Origin of the sequence: Lentibacillus jeotgali, assembly GCF_000224785.1 — a bacterium.
In the GTDB taxonomy this organism is placed as follows: domain Bacteria; phylum Bacillota; class Bacilli; order Bacillales; family Amphibacillaceae; genus Lentibacillus; species Lentibacillus jeotgali.
In genome coordinates this window covers 289,696-312,107 of sequence record NZ_AGAV01000015.1, presented here as the reverse complement: position 1 = coordinate 312,107, position 22,412 = coordinate 289,696, and the positions used below count along the sequence as shown (strand labels likewise).

The 22,412-nt window shown below is 44.2% G+C and carries 19 protein-coding genes; 4 read left to right on the top strand and 15 right to left on the bottom strand.

The window, feature by feature from the left end; genetic code table 11:
* Positions 1–35 precede the first annotated feature (35 nt).
* Both ON01_RS12975 and ON01_RS12970 read right to left on the bottom strand, forming a co-directional pair.
* Positions 36–1,718, bottom strand: a complete 1,683-nt coding sequence (locus ON01_RS12975) for a peptide ABC transporter substrate-binding protein (RefSeq protein ID WP_010531489.1) — start codon at positions 1,716–1,718, stop codon at positions 36–38.
* Between the two features lie 419 nt (positions 1,719–2,137).
* Positions 2,138–3,037 (bottom strand): DUF1002 domain-containing protein, encoded by a 900-nt coding sequence (locus tag ON01_RS12970; RefSeq protein ID WP_010531488.1) that lies wholly within the window; start codon positions 3,035–3,037, stop codon positions 2,138–2,140.
* A 265-nt stretch (positions 3,038–3,302) separates the two neighbouring features.
* Between ON01_RS12970 and ON01_RS12965 the strand changes: the two genes are divergently transcribed.
* On the top strand, positions 3,303–4,511 hold the full coding sequence (locus tag ON01_RS12965; protein WP_010531487.1) for an MFS transporter: 1,209 nt from the start codon (positions 3,303–3,305) through the stop codon (positions 4,509–4,511).
* Positions 4,512–4,652: 141 nt separating this feature from the next.
* Complete coding sequence (locus tag ON01_RS12960; protein WP_010531486.1) at positions 4,653–4,898, top strand: YuzB family protein; 246 nt, start codon at positions 4,653–4,655, stop codon at positions 4,896–4,898.
* Positions 4,899–5,064: 166 nt separating this feature from the next.
* On the opposite strand, the gene ON01_RS12955 is transcribed toward ON01_RS12960, so the two are convergent.
* The 4 genes from ON01_RS12955 to ON01_RS12940 all read right to left on the bottom strand — a co-directional run bounded on the left by ON01_RS12955 (position 5,065) and on the right by ON01_RS12940 (position 7,922).
* Entirely contained in the window at positions 5,065–5,442 is a 378-nt protein-coding gene (locus tag ON01_RS12955; RefSeq protein ID WP_010531485.1) for a RidA family protein, read from the bottom strand.
* Between the two features lie 58 nt (positions 5,443–5,500).
* The gene (locus ON01_RS12950) at positions 5,501–6,112 is read right to left on the bottom strand and encodes a lysozyme family protein (protein ID WP_010531484.1); all 612 of its coding nucleotides are present in this window, start codon (positions 6,110–6,112) and stop codon (positions 5,501–5,503) included.
* A 97-nt stretch (positions 6,113–6,209) separates the two neighbouring features.
* Positions 6,210–6,536 carry a hypothetical protein gene (locus tag ON01_RS12945; protein ID WP_010531483.1) on the bottom strand — a complete coding sequence of 109 codons (327 nt, stop codon included), beginning with the start codon at positions 6,534–6,536 and terminating at the stop codon, positions 6,210–6,212.
* 12 nt (positions 6,537–6,548) lie between these two features.
* A complete protein-coding gene (locus tag ON01_RS12940; RefSeq protein ID WP_010531482.1) occupies positions 6,549–7,922 on the bottom strand; it encodes an MATE family efflux transporter in 1,374 nt (457 codons plus the stop codon).
* Positions 7,923–8,083: 161 nt separating this feature from the next.
* On the opposite strand from ON01_RS12940, the gene ON01_RS12935 reads away from it, so the two are divergent.
* On the top strand, positions 8,084–9,691 hold the full coding sequence (locus ON01_RS12935; RefSeq protein WP_010531481.1) for a long-chain fatty acid--CoA ligase: 1,608 nt from the start codon (positions 8,084–8,086) through the stop codon (positions 9,689–9,691).
* A gap of 97 nt (positions 9,692–9,788) precedes the next feature.
* Here ON01_RS12935 and ON01_RS12930 read toward each other — a convergent pair whose 3' ends face one another.
* Entirely contained in the window at positions 9,789–10,841 is a 1,053-nt protein-coding gene (locus ON01_RS12930) for an NAD(P)H-dependent flavin oxidoreductase (RefSeq protein WP_010531480.1), read from the bottom strand.
* A gap of 197 nt (positions 10,842–11,038) precedes the next feature.
* On the opposite strand from ON01_RS12930, the gene ON01_RS12925 reads away from it, so the two are divergent.
* Positions 11,039–12,322: a hypothetical protein gene (locus ON01_RS12925; RefSeq protein ID WP_040912524.1), complete on the top strand. Its 1,284-nt coding sequence runs from the start codon at positions 11,039–11,041 to the stop codon at positions 12,320–12,322.
* A 70-nt stretch (positions 12,323–12,392) separates the two neighbouring features.
* Here ON01_RS12925 and ON01_RS12920 read toward each other — a convergent pair whose 3' ends face one another.
* The 8 genes from ON01_RS12920 to ON01_RS12890 all read right to left on the bottom strand — a co-directional run bounded on the left by ON01_RS12920 (position 12,393) and on the right by ON01_RS12890 (position 22,405).
* Positions 12,393–14,300 carry a TRAP transporter permease gene (locus ON01_RS12920; RefSeq protein WP_083838395.1) on the bottom strand — a complete coding sequence of 636 codons (1,908 nt, stop codon included), beginning with the start codon at positions 14,298–14,300 and terminating at the stop codon, positions 12,393–12,395.
* Positions 14,301–14,600: 300 nt separating this feature from the next.
* Positions 14,601–15,614: a TAXI family TRAP transporter solute-binding subunit gene (locus ON01_RS12915; protein WP_010531477.1), complete on the bottom strand. Its 1,014-nt coding sequence runs from the start codon at positions 15,612–15,614 to the stop codon at positions 14,601–14,603.
* A gap of 457 nt (positions 15,615–16,071) precedes the next feature.
* Complete coding sequence (locus tag ON01_RS12910; protein ID WP_010531476.1) at positions 16,072–19,236, bottom strand: DEAD/DEAH box helicase; 3,165 nt, start codon at positions 19,234–19,236, stop codon at positions 16,072–16,074.
* Between the two features lie 193 nt (positions 19,237–19,429).
* On the bottom strand, positions 19,430–19,564 hold the full coding sequence (locus tag ON01_RS19000) for a YvrJ family protein (RefSeq protein ID WP_010531475.1): 135 nt from the start codon (positions 19,562–19,564) through the stop codon (positions 19,430–19,432).
* A 96-nt stretch (positions 19,565–19,660) separates the two neighbouring features.
* Positions 19,661–19,876 (bottom strand): DUF2922 domain-containing protein, encoded by a 216-nt coding sequence (locus ON01_RS12905; protein WP_010531474.1) that lies wholly within the window; start codon positions 19,874–19,876, stop codon positions 19,661–19,663.
* A gap of 34 nt (positions 19,877–19,910) precedes the next feature.
* Positions 19,911–20,135: a DUF1659 domain-containing protein gene (locus tag ON01_RS12900; protein WP_010531473.1), complete on the bottom strand. Its 225-nt coding sequence runs from the start codon at positions 20,133–20,135 to the stop codon at positions 19,911–19,913.
* Between the two features lie 106 nt (positions 20,136–20,241).
* Positions 20,242–21,426 (bottom strand): MFS transporter, encoded by a 1,185-nt coding sequence (locus ON01_RS12895; protein WP_010531472.1) that lies wholly within the window; start codon positions 21,424–21,426, stop codon positions 20,242–20,244.
* A 241-nt stretch (positions 21,427–21,667) separates the two neighbouring features.
* Positions 21,668–22,405, bottom strand: coding sequence for a sulfite exporter TauE/SafE family protein (locus ON01_RS12890; RefSeq protein WP_040912510.1), 738 nt, complete (start codon positions 22,403–22,405; stop codon positions 21,668–21,670).
* Between the last annotated feature and the right edge of the window lie 7 nt (positions 22,406–22,412).

Sequence of the window (22,412 nt, the reverse complement as noted above, 5' to 3'; positions counted from 1 at the left end):
ACGTGTTTGTGCTCTCTGATTTTCATTTGTCTTTCTTAATGTTCCGCGATGTAGCCCCATTTGAATTGAATAGTACCCAAATTGCCGACTGTTACATCTTTTACATATTCTTTATGGGCATACACGTTTGAATAGAAGTAAACTGGTGCAATCGGCATTTCATCCATGAAAATCTGTTCAGCTTCACGAAGCAGTTCTTTACGTGCAGCTTCATCTTCTTCACTTCTGGATTGTTCAATCAGGCTGGCATACTCTTCGTTTTCCCAGTTGGTGTAGTTATTGCCCCCAACTGTTTCAAAGATTTCCAGGAAGTTGATTGGGTCAAGGAAGTCTGCATTCCAACCCATGCGACCTACCTGGTAGTTTCCTTCACTCATGGAATCCAGGTAAACATTCCATTCTTCATTGTTCAGTTGAACATCTACACCAAGATTCTCTTTCCACATGTCCTGGGCAGCCTGTGCGATTGCTTGATGTCCTTCATCTGTGTTATATGAAAGTTTAACCGTTGGCAATTCGTCAAGGCCGAGCTCTTCCAGCCCCGTTTCAAGATATTCTTTTGCTTTTTCTGTATCGCCGTCTTCAAAGTAACCTTCTTCATTTTCTTCCCAAATAGCAGTTGGGACAAGAGCCATGGCAGGCTTCTCTTCACCTTTGGTAATATTTTTTACAATGGCTTCACGGTTAAGCGACAGTGCGAATGCTTTACGGATATTAGGATTTGTAAAAGGCTCTTTTTCCGTATTAAATGAATAGTAATATGTTCCCGCCAATGGTGATATATTTAAAGTTCCTTCCTGTTTCATCTGCGGAATAGCTGCCAATGGAACTGCATCCACTGGGTCCCCAATCCAATCCAGTTCACCCTGGTCATACATATTTTTTGCCGTGTTTTCATCATTGACCATTTCCATTGTAATTGTTTCCAAATGTACGTTTTCTGCATCCCAATAGTCAGGATTTTTCTTAAGTATAATTTGGTTCTTGTGTTCCCATGTATCCAGCAGGAACGGGCCGTTTGTTACGTAATCCTCCCCTGCATCTGCAGCCCATTCATCATTACTTTTGGCTACATCCTGGTTAACCGGAAAATACGTATAGAATGCTGTTAATTCCAGAAAATACGGAGTTGGATTTTTCAATTCAACAACCAACGTTTTTTCGTCTTCAACAGTAATACCAACATCATCCAATGAGCCCTCGCCGGTCTTAGCAGCCTCAGCACCTTTAATTGGATACAGCTGATAAGCATAATCGGTATCAGGGCTGTCTGGGTTCAGCACCCATTTCCACGAGTCAGCGAAGTCTTGAGCTGTTACAGGGTCACCATTAGACCATGTAGCATCGTCACGAATGGTAAACGTATAAGTCTTTTTGTCATCAGAAACTTGAATGTCACTTGCCATCGCAGGCTGAGGCTCACCATTCTGATCCATCCTTGTCAACCCTTCAAACACTTGGGTAAGCACCGCATTTGATGTTGTGTCAGTTGCCTTACCTGGGTGCAAAGATGGTGGTTCGGTTTTAATATTCACTGTAAGTGACTGGTCTTCAGCCATTGCGGTTTCGCCACTTTCGCCGGATTCACCGCCGTTTCCGCCGGACCCCTCCCCGCTCGAGCCGTCCGATGAACCGGATTCATTTCCACCGGAACATGCTGCTAAGAATAAGCTAAAGAATAATGCCAATGCTAAAAGCCAAATCTTCTTGAATTTCATGCTGAAAAATACCCCCTTAATTAATCCTATTTTCTGATAATTTAGCAGATTTAACCGCTGATATGAATTATACTATTATTCTTATAAGTTTGTAAAGGCTTTTTTTAGGGAATAAGTCTCATTAGGTATAAAACGATTACTAAAGCGCTTTCATGACAGTGGTTCAGGGCTTAAAAATATATTTTAATCTGTGTCCAATAACTATGATATACTTTTATTAATCGGGAAATATTGAAGTCATGATAAAATGAATATAATGGAATTTTATTAACATTGCTCATTAATATCGGAGTTATTCTGATTTTAGTTTACTGGTTTGTATATTACAGCTGATATCAATAGCAGGTGCTTCCCTTAGGGGAGAGTATTTAAGAATATGGCTGCCAATACGCGGGCCAGCCATATTCTTACACAAACAATTAGCTGAATACACTCTCCAGGAAGTTGCCGATCATCCTAACCAGGTTATTAAAGAAATTTTCTACTTTATTCCAAAAGCCTTCATCATTTATCACTTCCTGAACCTTGGAGGCGATATCATCAAGTTGGTTTTTCACATTATCAAAATTAATATCCAGATCCCGCATTCTGTTGAATAGATCAATCAGCATTTGCCGGTCTTCTTTACTTAAAGATATCTCCAGATTATTGAGCTGTCCCTCTACAATCTGCTGTACTTCTTCTTTAGTAGCGGGATTCTGCTCCGCTATCGCCTGCTTAATTTCAGTCAGCAGTTCACTGACTTTCTCCTGGCTCAGTCCATCTTTATTCGCTAGATTTGTCGCCACATCCAGTTCATCATTCGCCAATTCCATCCGTTCTTTGTCAAGCTGCTGTCCCTCAGCATCATACGCTTTATAGATTCCGGTCAGAGCAGAGTGACCGCTGACTTTAACCGGCGAGGCCACATCAACAGTGGCATTTTCCACACCTGCTGTCAGCAATGCATTGGCATACATTTCGTTGGTCACTTCTGTAATATTATCAGGAGTGACAATGTTAATCGTCAGCCCTGTGCCCTGCTCCTCCCGCTTGATTTTCGCCGAGGAAAACATTCTCGAATTCGGGTCGCCATCGATATAATTCGCGATATCCTCACCAGTTACCGTATATTCTTCAACACTGTCAGGATTGGTCACTTCAAGCAGCTCCGTGACCTCCTGCTTCTGAGAGTCTGATAATGTATCACCATATACAACAACCGGGACACCCAGTTTTTCATTGATGCTATCGTTTGTGGCGTGCGCCGGCGTTACAAATCCAACCATCATAGCCGCTAAAATCACAACAGTCATAACTGAATGTACATAACGTTTCATCTTTGTTTCTCCTTTACAGAAAGTTTTGCTTGTCCACTTACATCTTACGACTGATCAAAACTTATTATACCGTTTTATATTTCGTTTGAATAGACTTTTCCAGTGTCAGGTTGTCCGATTTAGGGAAAAATAATTCGGTGAGCATTAAGCTTTAATCAACGCTTGCACTTCTTTATACTTATATATTTAGGATAACGAAATAAATGGAAAGAAGGGACTTATAATTTCTGAGGAAAACGCTAATGTCAAACGGAATTTAATCATTATGTGGTTTGCGAATTTCTTCGTCGGCGGCAGTCTAACGATGGTGTTGCCATTTCTTTCACTGTATATTGAGGAATTCGGAAACTTCTCGGATGCATATGTGCAAAACTGGTCAGGGTGGATTTTTGGAATCACGTTTGGGACGGCGTTTCTATTTTCGCCAATCTGGGGACGCATTGGCGATAAATTCGGACGAAAAAATATATTGATTATATCTGCTGCAGGAATGGGATTATCAGTTTTGTTAATGGGATTTGCCGACTCGGTCTGGGAGCTCTTTTTCCTGCGCTTGTTTATGGGAATATTTACCGGATTTATTCCAATGTCCCAGGCGCTTATTTCGACGCAGACACCAAAAGAAATCGCCGGTCGTGTGTTGGGTACGCTGCAGACCGGCAGTGTTACCGGCAACCTGATGGGGCCGCTATTAGGCGGCGTCCTGGCTGACATGTTCGGCTATTCCGCAACATTCAAATGGGTTTCCATTACCATTTTCCTGTCCGGATTGCTTGTACTACTTGGCATCCGAGAGGTTCTATACAAAAATGAAGAAAGCAAAGACAAAGAAACAGCCTATACGAGCAAACAGGTATTGCTGCACATTCTCGGTCACCCCGTACTGCTTGCAGTCATGCTCATATCGGCGCTTGTGCAGATTGCGCACTTCAGCATACAGCCTATCTTGTCATTATATGTAGCGGAAATCCATGGCCCGGTCAGTATCGCATTCTTCTCCGGTATGGCCTTCTCCGCGGCAGGACTAGGTAACTTATTGATGGCCAGACGCTGGGGACGCATTGGCGATCGTGTCGGCTACATCAAAATTTTAATTCTTCTGCTGTTCATTGCAGGTATAGTTTATTTTCCGGGAGCCTTTGTAACAAATATCTGGCAGCTGGTGGTGCTACGCTTCCTGCTCGGCGTTTCAATCGGCGGCATCATCCCGGTCCGGATTGCTTATATCAGGCAGGAAGCGCCATTATCCATTCAGGGTGAAATGCTTGGCTACAACACAAGTTTACGTTTCCTAGGCAATATTATCGGACCTGCACTTGGCGGCATGCTGTCCGGGTTCTTCGGCATCTCTGCAGTGTTTTTCGTGACCAGTGCTCTTTTGATTGTAAGTGGTGCCATCATGCTTGTTACGTGGTATAAGCACGAATATGAAGGGAAGAAACGAAAACGTACACATCCGCTATCTTCTAACTGAATCGAATGACAGCAGTTGATATTAAGCTGCTGTCCACAGCCGGTACCCCCCCAATCATGCAGACCGCATAGTTGATAAATCAGGCGACATATGTTAAAAATAAGATCGTACTATTTTAAACTTAGAAAGAAAGTGATAGCTATGGGCGCAATTGTTGTCGAAGTCTGTGACGGAAACGCGATCACTTCTTTGGATATAGAAGAAATTATTGAAAGCGAATTTCCAGAGGTTGCCGTACTCATGAATGAATGTTTAGCGATTTGCGGCTTGTGTAGGGTCCGGCCTTATGCACTAGTTAACAATCGTCGTGTTTACGGTAGAACACCTGAGGAATGTTTAAATAAAATACGCGAAGCTATAAAAGAAGAACTGGCTTTTTATCAATAATGATAATCCCAGTTCTTCTTTTTTCTTCGAGATTCATTCACGAAAATATTTCCCGGGAAATATTTTGTCGGAAATTGTATTATTTGCGGTTCATTGCAGTGAGCTCCCCCGGTCCCGTTTTCTGCTTAATGACGGGGCAATAATGTGACATATTTCCCGCAAGAAATTATTTTTTATAGACAACCGCATCCATTTCAATTAGCACGCTTTTCGGAAGTCGGCTGACTTCAACCGTAGCTCTTGCCGGATATGGCTTTGTTAAGTAGCTGCCGTAAATTTCATTGACCGTCGCGAAGTTATCCATGGAGTCAATATAAATGGTGAATTTGACCACTTGGGACAGGTCACTTTTCGCCTCGGTCAAAATTTCCTGCAAATTGTGCATGACCTGCTTAGTCTGCGCCTCTATCCCTTCAGCGACATCGCCTGTTTCCGGGTTAATGCCAATCTGACCCGATACATAAATGAAGTCACCTGCCTCGATTGCCTGTGAATACGGGCCTAGCGCAGCCGGTGCTTTTTCCGTATGAATTTCTTTTCTCATCATTATGCCTCCCCTTCCTAAATTTACATTTATCGTATCATGTTATGACTTTATAAGACTACTTTTCCGACGCATCCTCCGTATAAGCCATTACATCACGTACGTAATAAATATCCCCGTAACACGCATTAATTTTTTGGGCTTCCTCCCGCGGACAGCGGAATTTTGCCTGATTATCAGAGGAAGCATACATTTCCTGGGAAAAATTAACCGCCGCTTCTTGTGTGTATTCGCCTGACTTGGCCTCCACGTAATCAATAAAACCCTTGCCAAAATTGTACGACTGGACTGCCAGCATCACATCGCCGTCGGCTTCTTCCAGTGTGTTGGAAAAATAATGGACGCCCTGTTTGATGGACAGCTCAGGGTCTTCAATACAGCCGCGGGACCCGCAATAACTCTCAGAAGATTGCATTGGATCATCACCGCGGCCGCCTGATTCCTGCATCATCATTGCCAGCAGAACATCAACATGTTCTTTAACATCATATTGCGCTGCATATTTTTCCACAACCGGCCGATAATCCAACACCTGCTCACTGAGGTTTGCCGGGCTGTATGATTGCTGCTGTTCTTCCAGTGCTACAATGGAAAGCACAATAAACAGCCCGCACAGAATGGCTGAAATGAGTACTGTTTTCTTGATAGCCTGCTTTGTTTTTCGTTTCATTATATCTCCCTGTCTTTCCTGAAATTAACCAAAATTCCTGCCAAAACACCATATACGGCATGAGCAAACAGCCAGTACATAAGCGCCTCTATATCTATTACATTAGGCGTCCGCCCTGATAAGGCCGCAGCGGAAAATAGAACCCGCCTATCAGGAAGGTAGTAAGTGCAAACCACAAAACCATTTTCCGCGTGCGTTTTAACAAAAAATACAGCCCAAAAACGATCACGACTGAGACGCCCAAGTGCAGAAGAAACGCTTGCACTTCAGTCATCTGCCACTTCCTCATTACCGGGATGTAATCAACGTTTAATAATAAGGCATACACCTTTTTACCTGTAAAAACGTCGATTCCTTTTAACATTACTTCCAGAATGGTACCCGCTATTATACCAGCAAAAAGCAGCCTGATAACTAGTTTCATAGACTTTCGCTCCTAAGTTGCTCTAGAAAACAATTCCTTCTTATGCCATTTTCCAAACCGGTAATACATGAATGCCGCAAAGCTGCTTAGCAAGAAACTTGCGCCCATACCAAGCGGAATTCCTGTGTCGCCGAACCAGTTTGAGAAAACGTAAATCAATGGAAAACGCAGAACCCAAAACGAGATGATATTCAACACAAGTACCTGATACATGGCACCGGACGCTCTGACAATACCGTTTAAAATAAAGTTGATGCCGAGAAACGGGTAGCACAAGGCAACAATCTGCAAATACTTCGTCCCAAATGCCACCGCTTCAGCATTCTCGATGAACAGCCGGATGCCATGTTCCGCAAACAATACCACAATAAGACCAACCAGTAGCATAATCGAAAAGTTGTAAAGTACACCGTATTTGGCGACCTTCCTCACCCGCTGCCAATCTTGGACACCAATGTTTTGTCCGGCCATACTGTTCACAGCTGTCCCCAGCGCATGTGCGGGCAGCATCAAAATTCTGTCCAGACGCTGGGCTGCCCCGAAACCTGCTACAACACCGCTGCCAAAAATGGTGACAACACTCATAATGGCTGCCGAACCTGCTGAAATCACTGCCATTTGCAGTCCGGATGGAATACCCAGATTTAGTATCAGACCCACCTCTTGCTTTGAGGGGATTGTCGGGACACTAAACGGGGCGAGTTTTTTGGATAACACATGAATGATGCCGTACAAGAAAGCTGTACCCTGCGCCACAATGGTAGCAAACGCCGCCCCATTGATACCAAGATCCAGTCCGGCAATAAACAGCGGGTTTAGAATGATATTAAGCAGGACGGCAACCATGACGAATCGGAGCGGTATCCTGCTGTCACCTAAAGCCCTGAGTACTGTGCTGATAAAGTTGTAGCCGAACAAAAAGAGGATGCCAAGAAAATTGATTTGTAAATACGTTTCAGCTTCCCCAAGCATATTATCCGGCGTTCCCAAAAGACGCAGGAGCTGCTCTGCCAGCACAAATCCAATTACACTCAGTACCAGCGCGAGAATCGTCAGAATAACGACAAATGCATTCAAATAGCGTTTTAAGCCGGAGTCATTATCTTTCCCTCTTTGCTGGGAAAGAATAGTCAGAGCAGCATTATTAAGTCCCAGCACAAATGATAGAACTGTAAAAATGATCGTACTCGCAATCGCCACCGCCCCGAGTGCATTTGCTCCGAGCAGGTTTCCAACCCAGAGGCTGTCGGCAAACTGATATGATGTCTGCAGCAGATTCGTCAGCATCAGCGGTCCGGAAAATATTATTAAATGCCTAAAAATACTCCCCTGAGTAAAATCATGCTGTTTGTTCCTCGGTATGTTGCTTTTTCGTTTATCATCCATAACAATAACTCCGATTAATGTAAGTAATAACCTTATTTCATTGTAGCATGGATTGTTATGCAGTTCCTTTTTGAGGTTCATCCATTAAGTTTTTTTAATTATTTTAATAATGTGATATTATATATCTAAGCCTATAAAATTGAATCAAAGGGGATGGTATCATGATGCAAACGCCGCTTCTCATTGGGCCAATGATGGAACATGCGGAACAGTTTTTTGCGAGAAAAGAAGTCATCTCACAGACACACGATAAGCTTCGCCGGCTAACATACGCCGAAATCGGGCAACGTACCCGACGGCTCATGAGTGCCCTCAGCCAGCTTGGTGTACAAAAAGGGGATCGTGTCGGGACATTGGCCTGGAATCACCATCGTCACCTTGAGATTTACTTTGCCGCACCGGGGATGGGCGCCGTGCTGCATACGATTAATATCCGATTGACACCCGAGCATATCATTTATATTATTAACCACGCCGAGGATCAGATCCTGTTTATTGATGAAGACATTCTTCCGCTGATTGAAAAGGTCCAGGACAAACTTCAGACCGTTAAAGCCTTTGTCGTCATGACCGATAAAGATGAACTTCCTGAATCGAACCTGGCACCGCTCCACTCATATGAAACGCTGCTGCAGACCGGCGACCCCGAACAACCTTTTAAAACAGATATCGATGAAAATGATCCTGCCGGCATGTGCTATACATCTGCAACAACCGGCAAACCCAAAGGTGTCGTCTATTCCCACCGCGGCATTGTGCTCCACAGCTATACACTTGGACTCGCCGACACAGCTGCCATCTCCGAATCCGATGTTTCGATGCCCGTTGTACCGCAATTCCATGTCAATGCCTGGGGGACACCGTTTGCCTGTACCTGGTTCGGTTCGACACAAGTGATGCCCGGACCGCGTTTCACTCCAAAAAGGCTTGCTCAGTTTATTGAAAGGTTTAAAGTAACCATAACGGCAGGTGTTCCGACCATCTGGCTTGGTGTACTGCGTGAACTCGAGCAGGGGGAGTATGATACATCAAGTTTGCGCGCTGTCCTCTGCGGCGGTTCCGCTGCGCCAAGAGGGCTGATTCAGGCATTTGAACAGAAACTGGGCGTTCCATTTGCACATGCTTACGGCGCCACCGAAACAACACCACTTGTAACGTATTCACGCCTGAAAAGCTACCAGCAGGATTTGAGCGCAGAAGGGAAGTTGGATGAACGGGCTAAACAGGGGGCGCTTGTCCCTGGCCTCGAAATGAAAGTCATAGGTGATGACGGTGAAGTGGCCTGGAATGGAGAAGAAATGGGTGAGCTGCTTCTGCGCGGACCGTGGATAGCCAGCGAATATTACGAGGATGACCGAAGTTCGAGCGCGTTTCATGATGGCTGGTTTCATACCGGTGATGTGGTAACGGTTGATGTAGAAGGTAATATACAAATCATCGACCGCACAAAAGATTTGATTAAAAGCGGCGGTGAATGGATTTCATCGGTCGAAATTGAAAATGCCTTCATGGCACACGAGGCTGTTTTTGAAGCGAGTGTTGTGGCAATGCCGGACGCCGAGTGGCAGGAACGCCCGGTGGCCTGTGTCGTTCTCCATGAAGGTTATCATACAGAAAAAGATGAGCTCCTTGAGTTCATTCGGCCACAATTTGCAAAATGGTGGATGCCTGATGATGTGCTGTTCTTCGATGAAATCCCGAAAACATCCGTCGGCAAATTTTTGAAACGCGAGCTGCGCGAACGGGTGAAAGAGCATTATAAGGTATAAGTATAATCACCAAAAAATCGGCTTTTGGCCGATTTTTTGTTTTTGCCGGCCAAAAGCATTTACTGTGCGGGGTGTATCAGCGTATTCCGTACATTAATCACCGGTTGCCTGCAGTTTGCACAAGTGACTGCACAATTTCTGCTGCACTCTCTTCCTTTTTAATCGCTCCAACACCCTGGCCTGCCCACAAAGACTGTATTTCGGATGCAGCAAATTCTTTTCCGGCGGAGCGGATATCTTTTGTCATTTGATTTTGTATAGGAAATGGCTGCAATGCAACACCGCTGCCTCCCACCTCTTCAATGAACCGATTCCGGATAGCGCGTGCCGGGCGGCCGGAAAATACTTTCGTAATCGTCGTGTCATTTGTCCCCGCTTTAATAAGAGCACGACGGTAGGCGGTGTTCGTTCCGGCTTCTTTTGCAACCAAAAATCGCGTGCCGAGCTGAACGGCTGCAACACCCATATTCAATAACGTTTCAACCTGTAAATTCATATGTATGCCGCCAGCTGCTATTACAGGTAGTCTGATATGGTTCAGTAGCTCCTGCACCAAGACGTGCAATCCCGTCTGACAGCCGTTTGGATATTTGTCCACATTAAATGTTCCGCGATGTCCCCCTGCTTCTGTTCCCTGTGCGACAATAGCGTCATACCCAGCATCCTCCAGCTGCCTCGCTTCATCCAGATTTGTTGCCATACCGATTAATGTGACATCGTTGGCTTTTAAGCGGTCGATCAGCATGTATGACAGAACACCGAAAGCTGTGCTGACAATCGGAATATTTTCCTCCAGAATAACATTAACTTTTTCCTGCAAATAATCATGGACTTTTACCGAGTCTCCGCCGACGTCAATTTTCAGCTCATCACGATATCGGTTAAGAAATTGCTGCATCGGCTGTATATCATCGGAAAATGCCTCCAGATTGACGGCAAACAGGTTCACGGCAAATGGCTTATCGGTCAGCTGCTTGATTGTCTGTACATCTCCCTTTAGTGCGGTATCACTCATATACCCAGCTCCGATTGTCCCAAGCGCACCTGCATTCGCAACAGACGCGACCATCTCAGGTGTCGTGATGCCTCCTGCCATGCCGGCCTGAATAATCGGCACATCCATTCCAAGCTTGTCCATTAACGTATTCATGACCATATTCCTCCTTGTCTACAGTTACGCCTATCATATCACACTTTAAAAAAATTCTGCTCCATACCCCGAAAGATTAAAGACTTTCCTCCATTTTACATCTTGACAATATTTCGAAAATTCCGTACGATAATAATTATTATCCTACTATGCCGTTAACTAACGGGCGTGACAATTCCTTGAATCGTACCGAGGTGATGAAATTGAATGTCAAGATTGCAGTGTTTGGCCATAAAGACATAATGCACAAATTTTACAGTTATGCTGCAGACCAGGAAGATATAGAATTTTTTCTATTCGATTACTCGAATCCTAACGAAACAGCGGAACTGGTGGAAAAAGCCGTTATGTGTGATATATATTTATTTGCCGATGCTTTGGCCTATTTATATGCCAAGAAGTTAATCGACAAAAAAAGACTTCCTGCTGTTCAAGTGGATTTTGATGCCTATATGATCCTGTCTTCCATTTACCACGTTAAAACTATTTATGAACATAATTTAAACAGATTATCCATTGATGTACCTGACGGCAGACATGTTGATGAGGTTATGCATGAAACAGGTATCGATGATCAGGGGGTTCATACTTACAATTATGAGGATGATACCTCCTTTGATGCCGGTCGGGTTGTTGCCTATCATGAAAAGCTCTGGGAGGAAGGAAAAATAGATTATGTCCTGACATCCATAAGCGAGGTGAATCAAATTATGCGTGCAAAAGGGATACCATGCAGCGGGATGACAGTCCCCCGACTAAATCTGATGCGCGCCATTGAAAAAGCCAAATCAATTGCCAGCATCAATCAGTCACGAAGCACACAAATTGTGACCGGATACGTGCGTATTAAAAATAATGATGCCGTTCAATCGGAAAAAAATGAATTACACCCAAAATTGCAGCAGATTTTATCGAATTATTCCAAGAAAACATATGGATCCGTCTTATCGATCAGCAATGGCCAGTTTGTGTTGTTCGGGACTCGCGGAATGCTCGATCACATTACCAACAGCTATCGTGACTTTGCATTATTAAAGGAAATGAAAAACGCCCTAGACACTCCAGTCGACATTGGATTTGGCCTCGGATTGACCGCAAAACAGGCCGACGATAATGCAAAGCTCGCGCTGCAGGCCTGTGAAGCCAAGGAAGATGGCACCTGTTACATCATCAATGAACGCCGTGATATGATCGGCCCGCTTGGCGTCAAAAAGGAATTCAGCACGTCAGCACTGTACCGATCACTGATTCATAAGGCCAAATTAAATAATGAACTATCCTACAATTTCATAGATTTCATTGAAGTGCGGAACAACGAGCCGTTTTCATCTAATGATATCGCAGCATACTACGGCGTAACAAAACGCAGCGCTGAACGCACCATAAAAAAACTGATAGCAGGAGACGTCATCAAAATCATCGGTGAGGAGAAGCCTTATGTTAAAGGACGACCGCGAAAACTGTTTAAATTGAACCAATGAATACACAGGAATTAGGTCAAACCCAATTTCCCACTTAAAAATGCAGGCGAATCAATATCGCCTGCATTTTTTATGACACTTGCCGTTTTGGCTTATCTGATTTACTTTGCATAAATTGCATAGCCGTAATGACTGCAAAAATTACCAGCCCTGTCAGCGAGATCATGATATGCGGATAAACGAGCAGTAATCCGGCTATAACCATGATAATACGTTCGACCCAATTCAATGAATTAACGTAATAACCAATCAAGCTTGAGCTGATTGCTGCCATACCAATCATTGCCGTTATTACAGCAATCGACACATTTAAGGCATTTGCATCGCCCTGCAGCAGCAGAATCGGCTGTGCAACAAACATATACGGTATAATAAATGCCGCAATCGCGAGCTTAACAGCTGTTACGCCAGCTTTCATCGGGTTCGCACCCGCAATACCTGCACCGGCATATGCTGCCAGACAGACAGGAGGTGTAATATCAGCAACAATGCCAAAATAAAACACAAACATATGCACAGCTATAACCGGTACATCAAAGGCCAATAACGCCGGTGCCGCCATCGTTGCAGTTACAACATAGTTGGCAGTAGTCGGAAGTCCCATACCCAGAATGATACAGGCAAACATCGTGAAAACCATGACAAGGAAGAATTGTCCCTGTGCCAAATCGATAATCCCGCCGGCAATTTTTGGACCCAGTCCTGTTGTCGTAACAGTACCTGCAATAATACCTGCCGTCGCACAGGCAGCAATGACGGGCAACGCTGTTCTGGCCCCTTCTTCAAGCAATTTTATAATTTGTTTCAGCGACATACGCGTTTCTTTTCTGAAGAAGCTGATGATAAATGCGACAAAGATGGCGAATAGCGCCGCAAAAGTTGGTGTGTACCCCGCCAGAAGGAAACCAATGATGATAACGAGCGGCGCAAACAAATCAAGCCGCTTTACTAGATTTTTCAATTTAGGAAGTTGGTCAACTGTCAGTCCTAGAATTCCCTGCTTTCTTGCTTCAAAATGTGTTCCCATAAAGACCCCGGAGAAATACAGCACCGCCGGGATAAGTGCAATAACGATAATTTCACTATACGGAACACCTGTATATGATGCCATAATAAAAGCGGCAGCACCCATGATTGGCGGCATTATTTGCCCGCCTGTCGAAGCCGCTGCCTCTGACGCAGCGGCGAAATGAGGCTTGAAGCCCGCATTTTTCATCATCGGAATCGTAAATGAACCCGATCCTACCGTGTTTGCAACGGATGAGCCGCTGACCATCCCCTGCAGCCCGCTTGCTGCAACGGCAGCTTTTGCCGTTCCACCGGTATACTTTCCTGTCAGTCTTAATGCAATATCATTAAAAAATTGCCCAATATTTGTTTTAACCAGAATAACCCCAAAAAACAGGAATAGATAAATATAAGTGGATGAAATTTGAATCGGAATACCAAAAATACCGCTTGAACTGAAAAACATCTCCGTGGCCAGCGAAGGCCAATCATAGCCAGCATGTCCAATTACCGGAATATAATTGCCAAACAAGCCATAAAGTAACGCAATAATTGCTATTATGACAATTGGAACACCAACAACACGTCTAGTTGCCTCAAGCAGGATCAAGACCCCAGCAGTAGCTACAATTTGATCAAATGCTGTAAACCCAAAAATAATAGCCTCGTTGACTAGATGGTCGTAATTATAAACAATATAGAAATTTGTAAATAATGCTGCCAGCGCCAACAGAGCATCATACCAGGGAACACCTTTATTTTTAGCCATGGTGGATTTTATCGGGTAAAACAAATACACAAGACTCAATCCCGCACCAAGGTGAATTGCTCCCTGAACCATGGAAACTTTAGCGCCATAATAGGCCGTATAAAGCTGAAAAATGGTTAAAGCAACTCCGATTGCAAGTGTAAGCCATCCCCACGGTCCCAGATTGGTTCGAAAATTACTCTCTTTATCATATTTTGCCATTAGTTCATGTTTGTCGATTTCATTTGTATGCTGTTCAGCCACCGGTTTCCCTCCATTCTCTTCGTCTGCTGTTCTATAAGAGGTTGTTCAAAAAGTCCGGTAACAATGACACATCGAATTTCGTCATTGGCTTGTTATCCTCCTTTTTGAACACACACTATAAGAATTATTTAACTTCACCTCGTATTCCCTGAGGTTAGATGCCAGAGGCCGGAATAGCAGAAATCGGTCGGTCCGCCGATTTCAAGTTATATGCTGTGTCCTCGTGAGAAAAACCGGACAGTGTATGCCCGGCTCTCCCTATTCAATAATACCGACTTCTTTAAAATACTTTTCAGTACCAGGGTGCAGAGGCAAATCTCCAACACCAGTCATTGCATTGTCCTGCGTTATTAGTGACGCCTGTTCGATCGTCATATCACCTGATTTTTCATACAATGTTTTTGTTATTTGATATGCAAGATCTTCACTTACCTGTTCAGTTGACCCGAGCAGAAGTGCCATTGCGGTAATTGTTTCTGCAGGTTCCTTCTGCCATTCGTAAGTACCAGGTTCAACCGTATAAGCTTCATATTGGCTGTTATCCACTACTTGCTGTAAAGCATCCCCTTCTACGTCGAGGAATTTCACTTGATCTGTCGCGTTAGCTAGTTCGTCAGTTGTTGATGATGGCACACCTACAACTGCAAATGAAGCGTCAATTGTGCCATTCTGCAATTTACTTTTTGCATCGCCAAAGCCTTCTTCATATGCGTCAAAGTCGCCTTCTTCGATTCCATATGCGCTCAGCACCAACTCCGCGGCTTCACGGGTAGCACCGCCCGGAGGACCGATTGCTACTTTTTTACCTTTTAATTCTTCAATAGATTCGATCCCTGTTGACTCAAGTGTAACTACCTGAAGCGCTTCAGGATAAAGTGAGCCAATAACCCCGACTTTGTCAGTGGTTTTTCCTTCAAATTCGCCTTTTTGATTGACAGCGTTAATCAGAGTTGTATTTTGTGCGATCCCCAGCTGATAGTCTCCTGATTGAATTTTTGCGATATTTTCAACGGATGCGCCAGATTCGACTGAACTTACGTCAAACCCTTCTACGTCAATATTATCTGTAAAAAGATTGGCCATTTCACCGCCAAGTGGATAGTAAACACCACCGACACTTCCGGTCCCCATGGTCAAATTCGTCACTGGTTCAGCTGAATCACCGGAACTGCCGCTTCCGCCATTACTTCCCTGACCGCTTTCACCACAGGCACTTAATATGATTCCAATGGCAAAGAACAAAATAAATGAAGAAAAAATTCGCTTTCTCAAGATGATACCCCCTTTGAATTTTTGGTCAAACCAACATGAAAACGGTTTACCTTTGTATTTTACCTTTAATCCGCAGTTAATTCAAGTTTTAAAAAAATTTAGATTATTATATGTGTTACAAGTCATTGTTATGATAGTATCTATTTTGTTAAATCTTGACGCTGCGGATCCACACTAAGACACAACCCATGAAAAAACCGGGTATGCACGTCACACGCATACCCGGTTTTTTCACGATTTGTTGTTAAATAAGTAATTCATTATTTCTTCATAGATTGGTACTGAATCGGTAATGAGAAATACTGGCAGTAACATTATTGTAAAGATAACGGCAATGTTGGATACGATGAATTTGGCGGTTCCTCTAAATAAATATTTCATATGAATCACTCCCTCGATCCGCCACGTATTCTTATTATAAAACTAATTTACAATTTTGTAAAATTTGTGTTATCTGCTATAGGTTCAATAGCTCGCGGACATCTTCCTCACTCAGGCTTGACAGCATCGTTTCTCCAGGTTGGATGACCTGATCAATGAGCTCTCGCTTTTTCTGCTGCAGGTCGTATATTTTTTCTTCAATCGTTCCTTCTGTGACAAGACGGATGACTTGAACGACATTTTTCTGCCCAAACCGGTGCGCGCGTCCTGTCGCCTGGTCTTCAACGGCAGGATTCCACCATAAATCATATAGGATGACCGTATCCGCGCCGGTTAAGTTCAGACCGGTTCCACCCGCTTTTAAGGAAACAAGGAATACACTCTTTTCACCATCATTAAACCGCTCACTCATTTGAACGCGTTCTTCGGACCCGGTTTGGCCATGTAGATAAAAATAATCAATGCCTTCTTCCTGCAATTTCTCCATTATGATCTCGTGCATGCTTGTAAACTGGGAGAAAATAAGCATGCGTTTACCGTTTGCCACCGCGTTTCTGACCGTATCCATCAACTGGTTGAGCTTGCCGGATTCACCTTCATAATTTTCCAGGAACACGGATGGGTGACAACAAATCTGGCGCAGACGTGTCAGCCCGGCCAGGATTTTCATCCGGTTCTGCTGGAAGCCGCTTTCTTTCATCGATTGGGCCGCTTCCTGCTGCAGCTGACGCCAATATCCTACATAAAGATCTTTTTGATCCTTCGTCAGCTCGGATACATGGACTGACTCAATCTTTTCAGGCAGTTCTTTCAAGACATCTCCTTTTACCCGGCGTAAGATAAACGGTCTGGTCATCGATGCGACTTTTTCATGCTCCAGCTGCTTAAACTTGCGCTGGCTCGGCATCAGCCCGGGCAAAATCACCTGAAAAATCGCCCACAGTTCGTCAATTGAATTTTCAATCGGGGTGCCGCTTAGGGCAAAACGTCTGCCTGCCCTGACTTGACGAATGGCCTTGGATGTCTTGGTTGCATAGTTTTTAATATATTGTGCTTCATCAAGTATCAGTGTCTGGAACGTTTTTTCCTGATATAATTCGATATCCTGTCTTAATGTTGCATAGGATGTGATCCAGACATCCTTGCCGCCATTTTCCTCGATCATTTTCGCCCGCTCAGCAGGTGCTCCCGTCATGACGGCCACCTCTAGATCAGGTGCGAATTTTTCACATTCATTTTTCCAGTTGTATAACACCGAGGATGGCGCGACAATCAAATGGGGCATGTCTCCCGGTTCTGACAGGATATAGGCAATGCTTTGCACAGTCTTTCCGAGTCCCATGTCATCGGCAAGAATACCGCCAAGATGGTAATGGCTCAATGATTTGAACCACTGGTAGCCGGTCAGCTGATAATTCCGCAGCTCAGCATTCAAATTTTCCGGAAGCGGATAGACCTGTTCTTCGGGCGACCGCAATTGATGGAGCAACTTCTGAAATGCCGGGTCATACTGCTTTTTCGTATCAATCAACTCATCTATCTGGGTACCGCGGTAAACTGGCATTTGCACATTCCCATCCTGCAAGTCCGCATGCCCGATATCCAAATCATCAAACAGCTGCTGCACAGAGGCGAACTCCTCCCCTTCCAATGAAAGGAACGCACCATCCTGAAGGCGATAATAACGCTTTTTTTCCATGACGGCATTGAGCACCTGGTCCACTTCTTCATCATCAACCCCCTCGATATTGAAGCCGATATCTAGCAAGTTGGACGACGATTCCAGCTGGACACTTGTGCTCGGTGAAGCCTGTGTATCAACAAAAAACCGGCGGATCTCATCAGTCATATACAATTCAAGGTATTTGTCAAGCACCGGCAGCACACTAAACAGAAAGTCATACAACGTATCGTCATCGACTTCAATATACAGCTCTTTGCCGTTGTAATGGAAGTTCGCATGCTCAATTAGGTTCATTATCTGCTGTTCTTTTTCGACATCGCGGATAATAATAGCGTCATCATCCCGCTCCCGTCCATTAAACGGATCAAACTCATGACTGCCGTAGTGGTAGGACAATTTTCCGGCAAGCCAATTGTCCTGCAATTCGAGATATAATTTGGCTTTCAGCGGAAATTGGATGATTTCATCAGCTATGTTTTCAGATATTTGCACATCGCCGACTTTTTTGAGCGACGGAACTACCTGTGAAATAAAGTCATCAGCTTTGTCCTTGGCTATCGGCAACCGGTCGCTTTGCTTACCGGCGTATGTGAGCTGGGCAATGACCGGTATCTGTTCTTTAGACGGAAAATAGAATGTGCCATGCGAAAATAATATATTATAGCGTTCAAAATATGTCACAGCTTCAATATCATCCATTAGCAGGGACAGCTCGCCTTCCTCGGTTTTGGAAATGTCAAATTGAAACGGCAGCTCATCCTCGGCAATCGCAATGTTTTGATAGTTTCCCTCCGGCGCTTTTACGGTGAAGTCACGTTCAGTCAGCTTCAGAAGCAATTCTCTGGCAGTTAATGGCGGAATGATCACTGCACGCTCGGGAGCATCCATAAACCGGTAAATATTCCGGTCAACATAAACTTTTTCATTGTTCAAAATGGAATAAAGTGTTTCGAGAATTTCCATATCCTGTTCATGAAAGTAATGGATTTCCGGATTATATGTGAACGTCTTGGTAAAGTAATGCTCATCCCCAGAAAGGACGGCATCCAGAAAATCCTGTACGTTTTTGACGACGAGGGGACGATTTTCACCGACTTTCAGCTCAAGAAGCAAATTATGTTCATAATTCCATCTGCAGTAATACTCGACATGCAGCGGCACTTTTTGCAACGTGATTTCGGAAGCCGGCTGATATGTGGCGAGCGATGAAATAGAGTTCATCAGCCAATCGGTCATACGATAATCCCGCGACATTTTAATCGGATTATCAACATTGCTATTGCTGATTTTAATTAAAACGGCTGCAATATGCTTGCAGGGTCCGAATGTGGAATAAGCCGGACAATCACAATACACATCCATCGAGCCATTGGCCAATTCGGATGTGTTGACTTCCACAAAATATTTCTCAGTCCCTTGAACGGATGCAGACCAGATTTTAAAATTTTTATCATAGGTCAGATCACTTACCAGACCTTTTTGATAATATTGCCAGCCGCGTTGGTAGACGGCGGTTGAAAACATTTTTTGTATATTAAGATCACGGATTTGTTTCAAAACACAATTACCCTACCTTCTGGCATCTTTTTAACTATTAATATTGTATACGAGATGATGCCGATTTTAAACCAAAGACTTTTAATACAGGATGGAAGAATCAAGCGGGTTATAAACGTCTTATCCTGAGAAAGTGATGTTTACGCACGATAATAAGGAACTCCGGCAAATGCCGAAGTTCTCCACTCAATCATCACTTCATTTTACTCGGAAGTGCGTGGATGGATTCGATCAAATCGTTCAGTTTGCCTTCGATCCGGTGCAGCAGGTAAAACGTCACCATGATCGGAAAGCCAACTTCCGTGATAAATGACACCCATGTTTCCACTGATATGACCCCCTTTAATGTTGATAGTTGCTCTTCCCTTGCCGGTTTTTAGAAAAAGACCAGAGGCGATGTTGCCGCTGGTCTTTTTCTTATGCCTTATGGAAGCTCGATTTCGACGACATTGCGGTCCACAACACGGGCACTTTTCCTGGAAACAAGGTCACCACCTGAAGATGTGAATGCATTTTGTAAAATAATTTCGTCCATTGCAGCGCCCACAGCAGCCGGGTCAACTGGCTCAACCGGCTCCTCCAGTGAATACGTGACGGTTTTGTCGTCTTCATTCAAAAATTTTAGCTCAAGTTTTTTCATCTTCTCCCCTCCTTCCTGTTATTGTTTTTTGGGATTATTCCTGAGTGATTTCGGACTCGTCGTAACGTTCGATCGTATAAAGCGGACGTTCCTGAAGTTCTGCAACAGCTGTTGCGATAGCAAACAATTGATCAGCTGTTGCTTCAGGTTTTACATTATTAAAACTTTTTGATTTAAAAATGGTTTTGCCTGTCATCATGTCATCACCGTCGTCCAACACCAGCGTTAACCGTGATCCTACTTTTTGTGCTGCGGCCATTAATGATCACCTCCCTTCAGCCCTATAATCGAAAGAAATGCGCAAAAGGGGGCATCATAATGAAAAGTTTTTATAAGGATTTTCAGCCATAAAGAGATCCGAAGAGTCACGCTCTCCGGATTTTAGCACGCATATATAAGTAAACATATAGAAGAAGTGAGAACAGCACAGAGCCGGCTGCTGTCAGATAAATCATGTGGTAGCCGAACATTGAGGCAATCTGACCGAACGATATCGCCCCCACACCAACACCAAAATCAAAGCAGGAAAAGAAGGTGGCGTTGGCCATTCCGCGTCTGTTGTCAGGTGATTCATTCACCGCCCAGGCCTGAAGCGTTGGCTGCACAGCGCCAAAGCCTAAACCATACAATGCAGCTGCAACTAGCATCATACCGGTATTCGGCAGCCAGGACAGCAGAAGCATGGCAAGGAAAATGAGCACCGTCCCCGGCGGAAAAACATATAAATGCCCTTTTTGGTCATATATTTTCCCCGCAAACAACCTCGAAATCATGAGAAACAGGGCATAGACAAGAAAGTACAGCTCAATCCCGGCCACACCGCTCTCTTCGGCATAAATGGGCAGGAAAGAGGCTATCCCGCCGAATGTGACAGTTATAAATAATAACAATACAGACGGCCTGACCGCTGATTTTTCAAATATATCAAATTTAACCGTAGTTGATTTATGCTCCGACTGTTCCACACGCTTATAGCGAATGCGGGTCGACAAAATGAATGCTGTCAGACCCAGCGCGGCACATATCAAAAACAGCGACGTGAACGAAATATATCCTGTTAATGTCAAGCCCAGTGAAGGGCCAAACGCGAGCGCCAGATTACCGGACAGGCCAAAATAGCCCATCCCCTCACCACGCCGTTTCGGTGGAATAAGGTCGGTGGCAATCGTACCTGTCGCTGTCGTCGATAAGCCCCATCCAACCCCCTGAACAACACGCATGATAAACAACAACGCAATAATGGAAATAAATGCATATGATCCGACTGATAGCACAAAAATGACCAAACCGGTCATATAAACAAATGCACGGCCTTTTGATTCAAGAGCGTGGCCCGCATACGGTCTGAAAAGTAGCGCGGAAAACGTAAAAATGCCGACAATCAAGCCAATCTGCTGGTCACTGCCGCCAAGTTCCTCCACGAACAATGGCAGCGTCGGCATTGTCATTTGAAAACCCAGGAAAATAAAGAAATTTGCCAGACAAATAATCAGAAAATCCTTTGTCCAGATTTTATCCTGAGCATGTGCTGTTTGTGCTCCGGTTGCCATAGTGTCACCGCCCTTTTCATCCTATATGTCCTATTCAGTTAGCCCCCAAACGGAGACGGGTAGCTGTCCCTTGCACACCCGATTCGGTTCAACTGACAATCAGTGGGTAAAAATGTTATTTAGACTCTCGAAATATAGTATACATGAGTCTATCAGAATTTGAAATGGGCACAAGTGAGGAGTTTGGCAGCTGCAGGATTGATGTGGCGGTGACTGATCAACGTTATCAGGCGTGCATTTTTCAAATCTGCTGCAGTAGCAAATATATCCCAGTGAAGAACAGGAGCACATATGTTAACTTGCGGAACAGTTCCTGATTAATCCGCCAGAACAGCTTTTGCCCCAAAATCAGCCCAATCAAGACAAACGGCAAGCCCGCTGTACTTGATTGCCAGATGTCTGCCGAAGTTCCGGCAAATACTACCTGAATCATCAAACTGACTGCATATATCCATAAATAAAATGCCAGTGTTGTACCGCGCAATTTTTCTTTCAGTGTGTCAGTACCGGAAAAATACAGCAGGAGTGGCGGACCGGGCATGCCGATACTCGTTGTGAATGCACCCGAAAAGCCGCCTGCTGTCAGATCACGGGCCTGTGACCCGCGGATCCGGAAGTTCAGCGTCAATAAGACTGTTAGAGCTAGAATCATCAGACTGACAACTATCTTCAGCCATGTCATATCGATTATTAAAAATATCGCAATACCGATTGGCAGGCCAACCAGGCTTCCTGTCATAAGCCATTTTAATATGCCGGTATCGACATCGTTTCGGATTTTCATGATGAGCGAAACTGAAATCACGAGCGACAAAATCAGATTGATCTGAACTGCTTCCCGGGGTTCAAACAATAACAGCAAAAATGGGGTTGCCATAATGGAAAAGCCGAAGCCCGTACTTGTCTGCAAAGTAGAAGCGATTAAGATAATAAGACAAAATAAAACCACTGATTCCAAATATGAACACCTGCTAATCATTAATTTT